Source organism: Octadecabacter sp. R77987 (assembly GCF_042466115.1).
Classification (GTDB): domain Bacteria; phylum Pseudomonadota; class Alphaproteobacteria; order Rhodobacterales; family Rhodobacteraceae; genus SW4.
On the sequence record NZ_JAXHBQ010000001.1, the window covers coordinates 2787745 to 2802365 of the forward strand.

16 protein-coding genes are annotated in these 14621 nt (G+C 60.6%); 12 read left to right on the plus strand and 4 right to left on the minus strand.

Annotation, left to right across the window (positions count from 1 at the left end; genetic code table 11):
* The first annotated feature begins 67 nt into the window (after positions 1-67).
* The 3 genes from SJY21_RS14175 (at position 68) to SJY21_RS14185 (ending at position 2412) form a co-directional block, all read left to right on the plus strand.
* Positions 68-517: a PaaI family thioesterase gene (locus SJY21_RS14175; RefSeq protein ID WP_377512044.1), complete on the plus strand. Its 450-nt coding sequence runs from the start codon at positions 68-70 to the stop codon at positions 515-517.
* A gap of 82 nt (positions 518-599) precedes the next feature.
* The gene (locus SJY21_RS14180) at positions 600-1103 is read left to right on the plus strand and encodes a PaaI family thioesterase (protein ID WP_377512047.1); all 504 of its coding nucleotides are present in this window, start codon (positions 600-602) and stop codon (positions 1101-1103) included.
* Entirely contained in the window at positions 1096-2412 is a 1317-nt protein-coding gene (locus SJY21_RS14185; protein WP_377512050.1) for an MATE family efflux transporter, read from the plus strand. Before SJY21_RS14180 ends, SJY21_RS14185 begins: the two co-directional genes overlap by 8 nt.
* Here the strand turns inward: SJY21_RS14185 and arsC are convergent.
* The 3 genes from arsC to SJY21_RS14200 are packed head-to-tail and all read right to left on the minus strand — an operon-like array spanning position 2409 to position 4104.
* Complete coding sequence (arsC, locus tag SJY21_RS14190) at positions 2409-2735, minus strand: arsenate reductase (glutaredoxin) (protein ID WP_377512053.1); 327 nt, start codon at positions 2733-2735, stop codon at positions 2409-2411. The two genes, SJY21_RS14185 and arsC, sit on opposite strands and share 4 nt — an antisense overlap.
* Positions 2732-3775 (minus strand): quinone-dependent dihydroorotate dehydrogenase, encoded by a 1044-nt coding sequence (locus SJY21_RS14195; RefSeq protein WP_377512056.1) that lies wholly within the window; start codon positions 3773-3775, stop codon positions 2732-2734. The genes arsC and SJY21_RS14195 overlap by 4 nt, the downstream gene beginning before the upstream one ends.
* On the minus strand, positions 3772-4104 hold the full coding sequence (locus SJY21_RS14200) for a DUF952 domain-containing protein (protein WP_377512059.1): 333 nt from the start codon (positions 4102-4104) through the stop codon (positions 3772-3774). The genes SJY21_RS14195 and SJY21_RS14200 overlap by 4 nt, the downstream gene beginning before the upstream one ends.
* A gap of 143 nt (positions 4105-4247) precedes the next feature.
* On the opposite strand from SJY21_RS14200, the gene SJY21_RS14205 reads away from it, so the two are divergent.
* The gene (locus tag SJY21_RS14205) at positions 4248-5804 is read left to right on the plus strand and encodes a bifunctional metallophosphatase/5'-nucleotidase (protein ID WP_377512062.1); all 1557 of its coding nucleotides are present in this window, start codon (positions 4248-4250) and stop codon (positions 5802-5804) included.
* A gap of 72 nt (positions 5805-5876) precedes the next feature.
* On the opposite strand, the gene SJY21_RS14210 is transcribed toward SJY21_RS14205, so the two are convergent.
* Positions 5877-6233 carry a hypothetical protein gene (locus SJY21_RS14210; protein ID WP_377512065.1) on the minus strand — a complete coding sequence of 119 codons (357 nt, stop codon included), beginning with the start codon at positions 6231-6233 and terminating at the stop codon, positions 5877-5879.
* A gap of 72 nt (positions 6234-6305) precedes the next feature.
* Between SJY21_RS14210 and SJY21_RS14215 the strand changes: the two genes are divergently transcribed.
* From SJY21_RS14215 to SJY21_RS14250, 8 genes are all read left to right on the plus strand, one after another.
* Positions 6306-6971 carry an SOS response-associated peptidase gene (locus SJY21_RS14215; protein WP_377512067.1) on the plus strand — a complete coding sequence of 222 codons (666 nt, stop codon included), beginning with the start codon at positions 6306-6308 and terminating at the stop codon, positions 6969-6971.
* Positions 6972-7095: 124 nt separating this feature from the next.
* Complete coding sequence (locus SJY21_RS14220) at positions 7096-8187, plus strand: LacI family DNA-binding transcriptional regulator (RefSeq protein WP_377512070.1); 1092 nt, start codon at positions 7096-7098, stop codon at positions 8185-8187.
* Complete coding sequence (locus tag SJY21_RS14225; RefSeq protein ID WP_377512073.1) at positions 8184-9449, plus strand: extracellular solute-binding protein; 1266 nt, start codon at positions 8184-8186, stop codon at positions 9447-9449. The genes SJY21_RS14220 and SJY21_RS14225 overlap by 4 nt, the downstream gene beginning before the upstream one ends.
* Before the next feature lie 98 nt (positions 9450-9547).
* Positions 9548-10618: a carbohydrate ABC transporter permease gene (locus SJY21_RS14230; RefSeq protein ID WP_377512076.1), complete on the plus strand. Its 1071-nt coding sequence runs from the start codon at positions 9548-9550 to the stop codon at positions 10616-10618.
* Between the two features lies 1 nt (position 10619).
* Positions 10620-11498: a carbohydrate ABC transporter permease gene (locus SJY21_RS14235; protein ID WP_377512079.1), complete on the plus strand. Its 879-nt coding sequence runs from the start codon at positions 10620-10622 to the stop codon at positions 11496-11498.
* 3 nt (positions 11499-11501) lie between these two features.
* Positions 11502-12494, plus strand: a complete 993-nt coding sequence (locus tag SJY21_RS14240) for a levansucrase (protein ID WP_377512082.1) — start codon at positions 11502-11504, stop codon at positions 12492-12494.
* Positions 12495-12500: 6 nt separating this feature from the next.
* Positions 12501-13571 (plus strand): ABC transporter ATP-binding protein, encoded by a 1071-nt coding sequence (locus SJY21_RS14245; protein ID WP_377512085.1) that lies wholly within the window; start codon positions 12501-12503, stop codon positions 13569-13571.
* A complete protein-coding gene (locus SJY21_RS14250; RefSeq protein ID WP_377512088.1) occupies positions 13568-14620 on the plus strand; it encodes an NAD(P)-dependent oxidoreductase in 1053 nt (350 codons plus the stop codon). The genes SJY21_RS14245 and SJY21_RS14250 overlap by 4 nt, the downstream gene beginning before the upstream one ends.
* Position 14621: the final 1 nt, after the last annotated feature.

Sequence of the window (14621 nt, forward strand, 5' to 3'; positions counted from 1 at the left end):
TTCTCTGATATAGCACTTGCGCGCGCCGCGACAAGTGCGAAATTGCCGCCAAACCAGCGGAGAGATCATGACTGACAAGAGTGACACAGACGCACAAGCAAAGCGCAGAAAGCTGGCCCGCCAGTTCATCGAGGCGATCCCCCATTCGCACGCGCTTGGCATGTCACTCACCGATATCGCGGACGGAAAGGCGGCGATCAGTATGGGCTATGCTGACCACCTGATCGGCGATCCTGAAACCGGCGTGATCCATGGCGGGGCGGTGTCGGCGCTGATGGATACCTGTGGCGGGGCGGCGGTGATGGTGCACCCCTGCGCGCCCATCGGCACGGCCACGCTTGACCTGCGGATTGACTACATGCGCCCCGCAACGCCGGGTCAGACAATCACGGCAACGGCAGAGTGTTATCATGTGACGCGCTCGGTCGCTTTTGTCCGTGCGACTGCAACCGATGAAGACACCAGCCGCCCCGTGGCAACTGCCACAGGTGCCTTTACGCTGGAACGCACGAAATGAACGGACGCGCGTGGGTTGAAACCCACCTTACCTGCCGTCCTGTAACGTGGGTCTTGACCCACGCCCCTTTCAGGAGAAAGCCATGAAGCGCCCCGAACCGGTCCAGATCGTGAAACAGCGCCGCGATGCCGCCCTGCAAAGCCTTGTGCTTGGCGTGCCCTATATCCGGTTCCTGGGGATCGAATTTGACCGGCGCGGCGATGAGCTTACGGCGGTGCTGCCCTATGCGGACAAGCTGATCGGCAACCCGATGTTGCCTGCGCTGCATGGGGGTGTCACGGCGGCCTTTCTGGAAACCACGGCGATCATCGAACTTAGCTGGGCAATGCTGTGGGAGGATATGGAGGGCGCGCAGTCGGCGGATTTCCAGATCGACACCAAGCGCAAACCGCGCATGCCCAAAACCATCGACCTGACCGTGGATTACCTGCGCACGGGTCTGCCGCGCGATGCCTATGCCCGCGCCCGCGTCAACCGGTCCGGGCGCCGCTATGCCAGCGTCCACGTCGAAGCATGGCAGGACAATCGCACCCGCCTGTTTGCCCAGGCGACTGGTCATTTTCTGATGCCCGCGCGGGATGGCTGACGCTGCGCAACTGACCCACCGGCGCGTGCTCAATATTGCCGTGCCGATTGTGTTGTCCAACGCCACCGTACCGATCCTTGGGACAGTCGATACGGCCGTTGTCGGGCAAATGGGGCTGGCGGCACCAATCGGGGCCGTGGGCATCGGCGCAATCATTCTCACGGCGCTTTACTGGGTATTCGGGTTCCTGCGCATGGGCACGACCGGCTTTGCCAGTCAGGCGCTGGGCCGCGGCGATCTGGCCGAAGGGGCCGCGATCCTGTCGCGCGCGCTGGGCATTGCGCTTTTGGCGGGCCTTGCGATCATCGTGCTGCAACGCCCGCTGTTCTGGGTGTCTTTCCTTGTGTCACCCGCCAGCGCCGAGGTCGAGGGGCTAGCCCGCAGTTACATGGGCATCCGCGTCTGGTCGGCGCCCGCGCTGATTTCAATCTACGCGATCACCGGCTGGTTGATCGCCGCCGAACGCACCCGCGCGGTGCTGGTGATCCAGCTCTGGATGAACGGGCTGAATATCGTGCTGGATATATGGTTTGTTTTGGGGTTGAACTGGGGGGTCGAAGGGGTGGCACTGGCGACCTTGATCGCTGAATGGAGCGGGGCGGGCTTGGGCCTCTGGTTCTGCCGCGCGGCTTTTCAGTCACCGGCGTGGCGGGACTGGTCCCGCGTTACAGACCCCGCGAAACTGCGCCGTTTTGCACAGGTGAACAGCGATATCCTGCTGCGTTCGCTGATGTTGCAGGCGATTTTTGTAAGCTTCCTGTTCTTTGGTGCGCGCTTTGGCGATGTCACGCTGGCGGCCAATCACATCTTGCTGCTGTTCCTGAACATCACTGCCTATGCGATGGACGGACTGGCGTTTTCTGCCGAAACCCTTGTCGGGCAGGCATTGGGGGCAGGGCGGCGTGCAGCCCTGCGCCGCGCGGCCCTGTTGACCAGCATCTGGGGGTTTGGCGTGGGTGCCTTACTCGCAGCGGTCTTTGTGGTCGCGGGCGGGCAGATCATCGACATCATGACAACCGCGCCCGAGGTCCGCACGGTTGCGCGCGACTATCTGCCCTATATGGTCCTTGCGCCGATCCTTGGGGCGGCGGCGTGGATGCTCGACGGGATATTCATCGGCGCGACCCGCACGGCCGACATGCGCAACATGATGGCCGTATCGGCGGCGATCTATTTCGCCGCTGTTCTGGTGTTGATGCCCGTCATGGGCAATCACGGGCTTTGGGTCGGGTTTCTGGTCAGTTTCGTCGCGCGGGGGCTGACGCTGGGCTGGCGCTATCGGGCGCTTGAAGCATCTGTCGGGCGCTAAAGGATCGTCAGCACGTTTTCCGGCGGACGGCCCAAAGCAGCCCTTCCGTTGGCCAGCAGAATCGGGCGCTCGATCAGGATCGGATGCGCCGCCATCGCGGCCAGAAGGGCGGCATCATCTGCGTCTTTCAGCCCCAGTTCCTTATACACCGCTTCGCCCTTGCGGATCATCGCGCGTGGGCCGCCCAAAAGGGTGGCAACCTGTGTCAGTTCCGACAAGGTGGGCGCATCCTGCAAATATAGCCGCACATCGGGGTCTTGCGCGGCCAGCAGTGCCAAAGTCTGGCGCGATTTGCTGCACCGCGGGTTGTGCCAGAGGATCATAGCCATGCTCCCTTGTCCGTCCCCACTGCATCTGCGACATTTGCAAACCCGTCGCGCGCCAACAGGTCATCCAATCCCTGCGCGATATCATTGGCAAGGCTGATGCCACCATAAACCAGCGCCGTATAAAGCTGCACCGCAGATGCACCCGCACGGATTTTCGCATAGGCCTGCGCGGCGCTGCCAACCCCGCCAACCCCGATCAGGGGCAGGGTGGTCAGTGTCGAAAGCTGCGCCAGCACCTGCGTGGATTTTACAAACAACGGCTGGCCCGACAGCCCGCCCGCCTGATCGCGATGTGCGCTGGCAAGGCCGTCCCGCGACAAGGTGGTGTTGGTGGCAATGATGGCCGACAGGCCCGATGCGTTCGCCACTTCGGCAACTTCGGCCAGTTCATCGCCGTTCAGATCCGGCGCGATTTTCAGGAAGACCGGCACGCCCGCCGCATTGGCCGCCATCACCCCGTCCAGCAGGGCGGCGAGCGCGGCCTTGCCCTGCAAATCACGCAGCTTTTCGGTGTTGGGGCTGGATACATTCACAGTTGCGAAATCAACATGCGGGCCACAATGGGCCAGCACACGGGCGAAATCCGCCGCGCGGTCGGCGCTGTCCTTGTTCGCCCCGAGGTTCAGGCCGATCACGGCAGTGGCAGGGCGTTGCGCCAATCGCTGCGCAATCGGTTCCATCCCCGCGTTGTTGAACCCGAAACGGTTGATCGCCGCGCGGTCCTCGGTCAGGCGAAACAGGCGCGGTTTCGGGTTGCCTTCCTGCGGGCGCGGGGTGGCGGCACCGACCTCGAGGAACCCGAAACCGGTGCGGGCAAGGGCGTGCAGGGCAGTGGCGTTCTTGTCGAAACCGGCGGCAAGGCCCACGGGATTGGGCAGGGTCAGCCCGGCCAGTTCGGTGGCAAGGCGCTTTGACGTCACAGGCCCGCCGCGCGGTCCCAATCCGGAGTTCAGCGCGCGCAGCGCCAGCCCATGCGCGCGTTCGGGATCAAAGCTGCGCAGGGCGCGCAGCCCGATGTTTTCCAGAACCCTCATCCGAAATCTAACTGATGCTTGCCATCCACCAATGGCATCGGGCGCGCCCAGACCACTTCGGCCAGAGCAATGGGCCGAAAGATATGCGGGAACAGGGCGCCGCCGCGCGACACCTCCCATTTCAAGGCATCACCGAAATGATCTGCGTCCAATGCGGCCAGCACCAATCCATCCTGCCCCGCGAAATGCTTGTCCGCGGTTTCCTGCGCCTGTTGCGCGGTCGAGGTGTGAATATAGCCATCGGCCAGATCAATCGGCGCGCCGGTAAAGGTGCCCGACGCCTGCCATGCGGCCCATTGATCGGCCGTCAGAATTTTATAAATCAACATGGCAATCACATGCCGCCAACGCGCGCGCGGGTCAAGGTTGCAAAGCTGTAACAAAGCGACGTTACGCCATCCTCGTGCGAAGGCTTTGACTCTGCCCTGCGTTCTGGCCAAGCTACCGACATATCAATAAGGGGGTTCCACCTATGCTTGCTCGTATTTTCACATCCACCTGTGCTTTGGCGCTCACGGCGGGGGCGGCATCTGCCGACTACTCGCTGACGATTCTGCACACCAACGACTTTCACGCGCGCTTCGAGCCGATCAGCAAATACGATTCCGGCTGTTCCGCCGAGGACAATGAAGCCGGCGAATGTTTCGGCGGCACGGCGCGTCTGGTCACGGCCGTGGCCGAGGCCCGCGCGCGCACAAACAACGCGATTCTTGTGGATGGCGGCGACCAGTTTCAGGGCACGCTGTTCTATACCTATTACAAGGGCGCGATGGCGGCCGAATTCATGAACCAGCTTGGCTATGACGCGATGACCGTGGGCAACCACGAATTCGACGATGGCCCCGAAGTGCTGCGCGGCTTCATTGATACGGTCGATTTTCCGGTGCTGATGTCCAACGCCGACTTTTCCGGCGAGGAACTGCTGGCTGACACGCTGCTGAAATCCACCGTCATCGAACGGGGCGGTGAACAGATCGGGCTGATCGGCCTGACACCGCAAAACACCGATGAACTGGCCAGCCCCGGCCCCAACGTGATCTTTACCGATCCCAGCGGGGCCGTGCAGGCCGAGGTCGACAAACTGACCGAGGCAGGCGTGAACAAGATCATCGTGCTGTCCCACTCGGGCTATGGAGTTGACCAAACGGTTGCGGCCAACACCACTGGAGTTGACGTTATTGTCGGCGGGCATACCAACACCCTGCTGGGCGATATGGACGGCGCGGCTGGTGCCTATCCCACGATGGTCGGTGATACCGCGATCGTGCAGGCCTATGCCTACGGCAAGTTCCTTGGCGAGTTGAACGTCACTTTTGACGATGATGGTGTCATCACCGAAGCCAGCGGCCAGCCGCTGCTGATCGACGGCACCGTTGCCGAGGACGAGGCGGCAGTTGCACGCATCGCCGAACTGGCCGTGCCGCTGGACGAAATCCGCAACAAGGTTGTGGCGCAGGCCGGCGAAGCCATCGAAGGTGACCGCTCTGTGTGCCGCGCAATGGAATGCCCGATGGGCAACCTTGTGGCCGATGCCATGCTGGCCCGTGTGGCAGATCAGGGCATTCAGATCGCTTTTGCCAACTCGGGCGGTTTGCGCGCCAGCATCGACGCAGGCGAGGTGACGATGGGCGAAGTGCTGACCGTGCTGCCGTTCCAGAACACCCTGTCCACGTTCTTTATCAGCGGGCAGGACTTGCTGGATGCATTGGAAAACGGCGCCAGCCAGCACGAAGAAGGGTCGGGCCGCTTTCCGCAGGTGGCGGGCATGACCTTTGCGGTTGACCTGTCGATGGATCCGGGCAGCCGGATCAGCGATGTCATGGTTGGCGGTGCGCCGGTTGACCCTGCAGCGACTTATGGCGTTGTGTCCAACAACTTTGTGCGCAACGGCGGTGACGGCTATTCCATGTTCGTGGATGCCGACAACGTCTATGACTTTGGCCCTGATGTGGCGGACGTCGTTGCCGAATACATGGCCGCGCAGGGCGACTACATGCCTTATACCGATGGCCGTATCACGATGAAATAAAGGTCACAGTGACCGGTGAAAGGGCGTGCCAATGGCGCGCCCTTTTTCGTTGCGACTATGGTTTTGCAGCGCTTAGCGGTCTGTGCACCGCTGCAATTGGGTCACGCCCGTTGCGGTGCTGTCATACGTCAACCCGCCCTCGGTCAGTGTCAGCGTGACGCGGCGGTCCTCGGCGGGTTCGCCCTCGGCATTGCAGGAGGCAAGATCAAGGATGATCCCGACACCGTCTGTCAGCACCCCGGATATCGCGCATTTCGTTTCGCCGATCCCGATTTTGTCCGCCATCAGATCAACCTGCAATTCCTGACCCGCACAGGTGGTTCCAAGGGCATATGCCCCAAGAAAACTGGCGTCATAGATGTCTTGCGCGCCCTGGGCATGGGCAACACTGGCGCTAAGGCTAAGGGCGGCAATCAGGGGTGCTTTCATTGCGTTCTCCGGCGGTTTGGCTTTTGATACTAAGGGCCGCAATCGGGCGCAAATGCAAGTGGGAGGGCGAACATGTGCGGAAGAATGGCGACGACGCTGCCTCATGATGCGATGGCACAGATGTTCGCGGCAACCCCCGCCAACGATCTGCCGCCGGTGCCCAATTACAATGTCTGCCCCACGGTGCAGGTCGCAACCGTCACCGCCGACGAGGGGCTGCGCAGGTTGCGCCCCATGCGCTGGGGGTTCATCCCCCATTGGTATAAGAAACCCAATGACGGTCCGCTGTTGATCAACGCACGCGCCGAAACCATTGCCGAAAAGCCGGCCTTTCGCAGCGCTGCGCGCGAACGGCGCTGCCTGATCCCCGTCAGCGGCTTTTATGAATGGACCAAGACGCCCGATGACGCGCGCCTGCCGTGGTATATCACCCGCGCGGATGGTGCGCCGCTGGTCTTTGCGGGTGTCTGGCAGGACTGGGACAAGGGCGATGAACCGCTGACGACCTGCGCGATCGTGACAACGGGCGCGAATGAAACTATGGGGCAGGTGCATCACCGTATGCCGGTGATCCTGTCGCCTGATGACTGGCCTTTGTGGCTGGGCGAGGCAGGCAAGGGCGCGGCCAGGCTGATGGTGGCGGCGCCAGAAAATGCGCTTGTTTTTCATCGGGTTGATCCAGCGGTGAACTCCAACCGCGCCACCGGCCCCGACCTGATCGCGCCGATTTCCCACTAAGATGCTGCAATGCAGCGGAAAATCAGGTTTGACGATTCGGGAATGGCGAGATATGACACCGATGTCATGACACCGATGTCACAACCCCGCTACAAGGGGCAACCGGGGTCATAAGGGGGGATCGATGGCCACGATATATGATGTTGCCAAGGTGGCGAATGTGTCGCCCAAAACTGTCAGCCGCGTGCTGAATGGCGATGCCCCTGTCGGGGAAAAAACCCGCAAGGCCGTGCAGGCCGCGATCAAGCAACTTGGCTACGTGCCCTCGATTGCCGCGCGTGCGATGCGATCCAACAAATCGGGTCTTGTGGGGCTGATCACGGGTGCGATTTCGCTGTCACCGCAACAGACGGATACGGCGGGCTTGCCCGACTTGTTCATCGTTCAGGGTATCCAGAAGGCGCTTGAGGCAAGTGGCAAAACCTTGTTGATTTCCGATACAGGCGGGCGGATGGACCGGGTGCCGGGCCTGATGCGCACCTTCGAGGAACACCGCGTAGAGGGCATCATCTACGTGGCCGAGCACCACAAGAAGGTCGCGCTGCCACCGATGATGACCGACACAAAGCTGGTGCTGGCCAACTGCTATGATGACCGCGGCACGCCTGCCGTTTTGCCCAATGACTACGAAGGTCAAAAGATGCTGGTGCAGGCGCTGATCGCCAAGGGGCACCACCGTATCGCCTATATCAGCCTGAACGAAACCCTTGATGCAACGCGTTTGCGCACCGCCGGATATTGCGATGCCTTGCAAGATGCCGGGCTTGGGGTTGATCCGGCGCTGATCATTCCCGCCGATCTTGACAGCAGCGACATCGACGCCGAAGTGCAGTTGCTGTGGGACGCGATTGACCGGGTTTTGAAACTGGCCGATCGCCCCACGGTAATTTGTTTTGGCAATGACCGGATGGCGATGCGCGCCTACGGTATCTTGCGTTCGCGCGGGATATCCCTGCCCGACGAGCTTTCGGTGGCAGGCTATGACAACCATCGCCTGATCACGGAATCCCTTTATCCAACACTTACCTCTGTCGAGCTGCCCTATGCAGCCATGGGGGTGCGCGCGGCGCAGATTCTTGCGGCGCTTATCCGGGGCGAGGATGCCCCGTCAAACGAACCGCTGCTTGTCAGTGGTCCGCTGCACTGGGGCAACTCGGTGCTGACACGACCAACTCCAATTACGCAACTTTCATCACTCGGGAGGAATACGAGATGAAATATAATCCAATGATCGCAGCCGCAGTCGCGGCAACACTTGGCTGGGCAGGCGCTGCCGCAGCCCAGACCGAACTGACCATGTGGTACCATGGCGGTGGCAACCAGGTTGAAAGCGATATTATCAACCAGATCGTCGCTGATTTTAACGAAGCCAACGCTGATTATAACGTCACGCTCGAGTCCTTTCCACAGGGCAGCTACAACGATTCCATCGTTGCCGCCGCGCTCGCCGGAAACCTGCCTGACATCATCGACGTTGATGGCCCCGTCATGCCCAATTGGGCGTGGGCCGGATACATGCAGCCACTCAACATCGACGAAAGCGTGATTGCCGACTTCCTGCCCGGCACGATTGGCCGCTGGGACGGAGAGCTGTATTCGGTTGGTCTTTGGGATGCGGCTGTGTCGCTTTATGCACGCCAGTCCACGCTGGACGAACTTGGCCTGCGCACACCGACCCTTGATAATCCATGGTCGGGCGATGAATTCATGGCAGCCCTTGAAGCTGCCAAGGCATCGGGTCTTTGCGAATACGCATTCGACCCCGGCATGGCGTGGACAGGCGAATGGTATCCTTATGCCTTCAGCCCGTTCCTGCAGTCCTTTGGCGGCGACATCGTTGACCGTTCGACATACATGACAGCCGAAGGCGCCCTGAACGGCGATGAAGCCATCGCATTCGGCGAATGGTGGCAAAGCCTGTTCACCGAAGGTTACGCACCCGGCACGAGCCAGGACCCTGCCGACCGTGATACCGGTTTCATCGATGGCAAATATTGCTTCCAGTGGAACGGTAACTGGGCGGCTGTCGCAACCATGGACGGTGGCGTCGATGACGTTCTGTTCCTGCCCGCACCCGACTTTGGCAACGGATCCACAATCGGTGCCGGTTCCTGGCAGTTCGGTGTGTCCGGCACATCCGAAAACGCCGAAGGTGCAAATGCGTTTATCGAATTCGCGTTGCAGGACAAGTATCTGGCGGCCTTCTCGGATGGCATTGGCCTGATCCCGTCCACAACAGGCGCAGCTGCGATGACAACCAACTACGCCGAAGGTGGCCCGCTGAACGTCTACTTCGCGCTGAGCGCGGAACAGGCGCTCGTGCGGCCGGTTTCGCCCGGTTACGTGGTTGCGGCCAAGGTGTTTGAAAAGGCACTGGCCGATATCGCCAATGGCGCAGACGTAGCTGACACGCTGGACGCGGCCGTCGATGAAATCGACACCGACATCGAACGCAACAGCGGTTACGGCCACAACTAGGCCTCTCCCACGGCGTCCCGGTTCATGGCCGGGGCGCCGACTTCTTGACCAAGACCAAACCTGGTTTCACGGAATTCGCTGGCGAAGGGCTGCACCCGATGGCTTCCAAACTCACCACATCGAACAAGGCAGGCTGGGCCTTTGCGTTACCGGGGTTCGCCCTGATCGCGACCTTTATCGTCATGCCGTTCTTCTTTGCCTTTGGGTTGTCGCTGACCAACCAGCGCCTGATTTCGCCCAACCCGACTGAATATGTCGGCCTTGCCAATTACCGGAACCTGCTGTCGATCACGGTGATCACCATTGAACCAGAACGCGACGGCGCGGGCACGATCCTGCGCGATAGCGATGGCCAGATTGAATACCCGCGCGTGCGCACAATCACCCGCAACAACCCCGAAGCGCCGCAGTATCAAGGGATGCGCGAATGGTTCCGCTGGCACAGCGGTGACAACGCCAAAGTGGTGATCGCCAAGGACGTGGTGTTCTGGATCGCCCTGACGAATACGCTGATGTTTGTGCTGGTGGTGGCACCGGTGCAGGGCGGCCTTGCACTGGGCCTTGCCCTGCTGATCAACCAGCGCCTGCGCGGCATCAACATCTACCGCGCGATCTATTTCATGCCCGTTGTGGTTTCCATCGTCGTTGTCTCACTGCTGTGGCGGTTCATTTACGATGGCAACGACGGCTTGTTGAACAATCTTTTAAGCGGGATCACCTTTGGCGCTTTTGAAGGGCGCGACTGGCTGGGTTCACCCGATACCGCACTTGGTGCGATCATGGCGATGTCGATCTGGCAGGCCGTCGGGTTTCACATGGTGATCTGGCTGTCAGGGCTGCAGACTATCAGCCCGACCCTTTACGAGGCCGCCGAGATTGAAGGGTCAAGCAAATGGCAGACCTTCCGCTATGTCACTTGGCCCGGGCTGCGCAACACCGCCGTGCTGGTGCTGATCGTGATCACCATGCAGGCCTTTGCCCTGTTCGCGCAGATCGACGTGATGACCAACGGTGGACCGCTTGATAGCACGCAAACGGTCGTCTTTCAGGCCGTCGAACGCGGCTATGGCAAGCAGGACATTTCCGGCGGGTCCACCATTAGCGTGATCCTGTTCCTGATCGTTCTGACAATTTCGCTGATCCAGCGATACCTCACGAGGGAGCGGTAAAATGGCGACCGTCAATGCAGACAATCGCGGCTTGCGACTGGCCGTGCGCTATGGGGTTCTGACCCTGATCGCGCTGATCTTTATCTTCCCGCTGGTGTTCATGGTGGTGTCGAGCCTCAAGCCCGATTTCCAGCTATTGTCCGACACCGGCAGCCTGCGCGCTTTCCTGCCCGTGGGGGATGTCAGTTTTAACAACTACGCGGCGGCCTTTGATCGCGCGCCGGTGGCCTTGTTCGTGTTCAACTCGGTTTTCGTGACGGGGGCAACGGTGCTGCTGTCGCTGTTCTTGTGTTCGCTCTGTGCGTTTTCATTCGTGTTTCTGGAGTGGAAAGGGCGCGGCGTGCTGCTGTCGATCATCCTTGCTACGCTGATCATCCCGTTTGAAACCATCGCCATTCCGCTGTTGCTGATCGTGTCCAAACTGCCCTGGATCGGGCTTGAGGGGTTCGAGATCGGCTGGCTTAACTCTTACCGCGTGCAGATCATTCCGTGGATCGCCGACGGGCTGACGATCTTTTTGTTCGTGCAATATTTCCGCGATCTGCCAAACGAATTGATCGAGGCAAGCCGCGTCGAAGGTGCAAGCTGGTGGCAGATTTATCGCCGCGTTGTCATGCCCCTTGCCGGCCCTGTGCTGGCGACGGCGGCGATCCTCAAGTTTCTGGTGATGTATAACCAATACCTCTGGCCCCTGATCGTGGTGCAACAAGAAGAGTTCCGCCCGGTCATGGTTGGCCTCGGCTACTACTTCCAACTTAACCCTGCTTGGGGTGAAATCATGGCCTATCTGACCGTCATCACGGTGCCGGTTCTGGCCTTCTATCTGATACTGCAACGCGCGTTTATCGCGTCGATTGCCTCAACCGGCGTGAAAGGCTGAACGATGGTCCTCGCACTTGATAAACACTTTGTCTGGGACAGCTGGTATGTCCGCGATGACGACCTGTGGCATGGATATTTCCTCAAGGCGCCGCGCGCGATTGGCGATCCAGACCTGCGCCACTTCAACGTCAGCTATGGTCATGCGACCAGCACCGACCTGACAAACTGGACCCATCTGGGTGAATGCTTCCGCCCGTCAGAAGGACCCGCGTGGGATGATTATACCACTTGGACCGGATCGGTTGTGCGTGGCGATGATGACCAGTGGCACCTTTATTATACAGGCGCATGCAAGGCCGAAGATGGCATGTATCAGCGCATCGGCCACGCGGTGTCCCACGATCTGCACAACTGGAAGCGGGTCGGCAATGGCCTGATCCTCGATCTTGAGGGGCCGAACGCACACCATTACGAAGTGCGCATGGAAGACAGCCTGTGGCACGACCGTGCCATGCGCGACCCTTGGGTCATGCGCGACCCTGACGGCGATGGCTGGCTGATGTTTTTCACTGCCCGCACTGCCGGGATCGAAGAACCCAACGCAGGTGGTAATATCGGCTTTGCGACCTCGCCCGACGGTTTCGAGTGGACGCTGCGACCCCCTGTTTTCACTGGTGGATATGGCCAGCTTGAAGTGCCTCAGGTGTTCGAAGTGGATGGCCAATGGTATTGCCTGTTCTGCACCGCAGCCGAGCATTTCTCGAAAGATCAGGCCGCTGCGACCACGGGCGGACCTGTTACTGGTAACCACTACCTGATCGGCGACAGCCCGCGCGGCCCTTGGCGGATCGCACCTGAATTCCTTGACGGGGCATTGCCGCCACGCCGCTATGCCGCGCGGATCGTGGATACGGGCGATGGCCTTGTGATCCTTGGATTTGCGGACCGCCCCGACGGCGGTGACTTTGTCGGCCACGTGATGGACCCCGAACCAATCATCATCGATGACAATGGCTTGCTGCACGTGCAGGCCCTTTCCAAAGCAGCGGAGTAGCGAATAATGGCAACGGTAAAACTACGTGACCTTCGCAAAAGCTATGGCAAGGTCGAAGTCATCAAAGGCGTCGATATTGATGTGGCTGACGGTGAATTTGTCGTCTTTGTCGGCCCCTCGGGCTGCGGCAAATCCACGCTTTTGCGGATGATCGCCGGGCTTGAGGATATCACCAGCGGCACGCTGGAAATTGATGGCAAGGTCGTCAACGATATTGAACCCAAAGATCGCGGCATCGCCATGGTGTTCCAGACCTATGCGATTTTCCCGCATATGACCGTGCGCGAAAACGTGGCCTTTGGCCTGACAGTCAACAAGATCGACAAGGAAACCAAAGACGCCAAAGTCGCCGAAGCCGCACGCATTTTGCAGATGGAACATCTGATGGACCGCCGCCCTTCGGAACTGTCAGGCGGGCAGCGCCAGCGCGTCGCCATTGGCCGCGCAATTGTGCGTGATCCGTCGGTGTTCCTGTTTGACGAACCCCTGTCCAACCTTGATGCGGCCCTGCGCATGGACATGCGGATGGAGATCGGCAAGCTGCACCAGGACCTTGGTGCATCCATGATTTACGTCACCCACGATCAGGTTGAAGCCATGACACTGGCCGACAAGATCGTCGTGCTGAAGGACGGATTGGTGATGCAGGTCGGCGCGCCGATGGAGCTTTATCACGAGCCGGCGAACCTGTTTGTTGCGGGCTTCCTTGGCGCGCCGTCGATGAATTTCATGGTCGTTGATGTCTTGGACGTCGATGCGCAGACGGTCACGATTTCCAGCCCGTCGTTGGAAACGATTTCCGTGCCGCGGCGGGGGCGTGATTTTACCAAGGGCGACAAGGCGACACTGGGCATTCGCCCGCAGTATCTGGTGCCAGTGAACGGTGATACGGGGATGTTGCACGGGCAGGTTGCCATTACCGAACGTCTGGGCGCAGAAACTGTTGTCGACATTACTCTGCGCGAAGGGTCCAAGATCATTGCGGCCATCGGCGAGGACCGGGTGATGGAAAACGGCGCCGAAATCAGCCTGAATTTTGATCCCGCGCAGGCGCATCTTTTCAACGAAATGGAATGACCCGCCCCGTTGTGATCCTTGATGCCCATTGGCGTCAGGTTGGCGAGCTGTTCAGCGACAGCGATCTGCGCCGTCTGCATGATATGGCCGAGGTAATCTGGGGCAGGGACGAACCCATTCCTGCGGATGTCCTGCGCGATGGTCTGGCGCGCGCGCATGTGCTGATCGCGGCAAGCCCCTGCGTTGATCAGGCGACACTTGATGCGGCGCCCCACCTGCGCATGGTGATCGAGGTGTCGGGCGCGTTTCCCGACACAATCGACTATGCCGCCTGTGCCGCGCGCGGGGTCGAGGTGCTGTCCTGTGCCCCCGGTTTCCGCCAGTCGGTCGCGGAAATGACCTTGGCGATGGTGCTGGCGGGTGCGCGCGGCTTGGTTGCCGAACACGAAGGGTTTCGCACTGGCCGCGAAAGCTGGCTGGCGGACAATGACGCGACCGATTTCACCCTGTTTGGCGCAAGTGTCGGCTTTGTCGGGTACGGGTCAATCGCCCGTCTTACCCATGATCTGATGCGCCCATTCGCGCCCCAAGTGACCGCATGCGATCCGTGGTTGCCGGCAGATATTGCCAATGCGGCGGGGGTCGACCTTGTGTCGCTGGATGATTTGATGGCGCACAGCCGCTGCGTGATCGTTGCCGCGGCACCCAGCCATGAAAACAAAGGGCTGATCGGCGCGTCCGAAATCGCCCGGATGCCCAAGGGTGCGCTGTTGGTTCTGATCAGTCGCGCGCATCTGGTGGATTTCGACGCGGTGCTGGCGGCCACGCAGGGGGGGCATATCCGTGCCGCGATTGATGTCTTTCCAAGCGAACCTGTGGCGGCTGACCACCCGATGCGCGACAACCCCAACCTGATCCTGTCGCCCCATCGGGCAGCGGCGGTGGCGGGTGGGCGCCAGTTGATCGGGCAGTTGATCCTGTCAGACCTTGCGGCGTTGATTGATGGCAAGCCCCCCGCCGCATTGCAGCGCGCGAAGGGCAGCAATGTCACCGCCCTTGCAGGCGTTGGTGACGCAACCCAAGTCGCCGATATGGCCAGCCAGCGCTAGG

Coding starts and splice junctions, on each gene's coding strand:
- SJY21_RS14200 (WP_377512059.1), bottom strand. CDS start 4,104: ATGTTGATTTATAAAATTCTGACGGCCGATCAATGGGCCGCATGGCAG.
- SJY21_RS14180 (WP_377512047.1), top strand. CDS start 600: ATGAAGCGCCCCGAACCGGTCCAGATCGTGAAACAGCGCCGCGATGCC.
- SJY21_RS14185 (WP_377512050.1), top strand. CDS start 1,096: ATGGCTGACGCTGCGCAACTGACCCACCGGCGCGTGCTCAATATTGCC.
- SJY21_RS14250 (WP_377512088.1), top strand. CDS start 13,568: ATGACCCGCCCCGTTGTGATCCTTGATGCCCATTGGCGTCAGGTTGGC.
- SJY21_RS14225 (WP_377512073.1), top strand. CDS start 8,184: ATGAAATATAATCCAATGATCGCAGCCGCAGTCGCGGCAACACTTGGC.
- SJY21_RS14175 (WP_377512044.1), top strand. CDS start 68: ATGACTGACAAGAGTGACACAGACGCACAAGCAAAGCGCAGAAAGCTG.
- SJY21_RS14195 (WP_377512056.1), bottom strand. CDS start 3,775: ATGAGGGTTCTGGAAAACATCGGGCTGCGCGCCCTGCGCAGCTTTGAT.
- arsC (WP_377512053.1), bottom strand. CDS start 2,735: ATGATCCTCTGGCACAACCCGCGGTGCAGCAAATCGCGCCAGACTTTG.
- SJY21_RS14210 (WP_377512065.1), bottom strand. CDS start 6,233: ATGAAAGCACCCCTGATTGCCGCCCTTAGCCTTAGCGCCAGTGTTGCC.
- SJY21_RS14205 (WP_377512062.1), top strand. CDS start 4,248: ATGCTTGCTCGTATTTTCACATCCACCTGTGCTTTGGCGCTCACGGCG.
- SJY21_RS14230 (WP_377512076.1), top strand. CDS start 9,548: ATGGCTTCCAAACTCACCACATCGAACAAGGCAGGCTGGGCCTTTGCG.
- SJY21_RS14240 (WP_377512082.1), top strand. CDS start 11,502: ATGGTCCTCGCACTTGATAAACACTTTGTCTGGGACAGCTGGTATGTC.
- SJY21_RS14235 (WP_377512079.1), top strand. CDS start 10,620: ATGGCGACCGTCAATGCAGACAATCGCGGCTTGCGACTGGCCGTGCGC.
- SJY21_RS14245 (WP_377512085.1), top strand. CDS start 12,501: ATGGCAACGGTAAAACTACGTGACCTTCGCAAAAGCTATGGCAAGGTC.
- SJY21_RS14220 (WP_377512070.1), top strand. CDS start 7,096: ATGGCCACGATATATGATGTTGCCAAGGTGGCGAATGTGTCGCCCAAA.
- SJY21_RS14215 (WP_377512067.1), top strand. CDS start 6,306: ATGTGCGGAAGAATGGCGACGACGCTGCCTCATGATGCGATGGCACAG.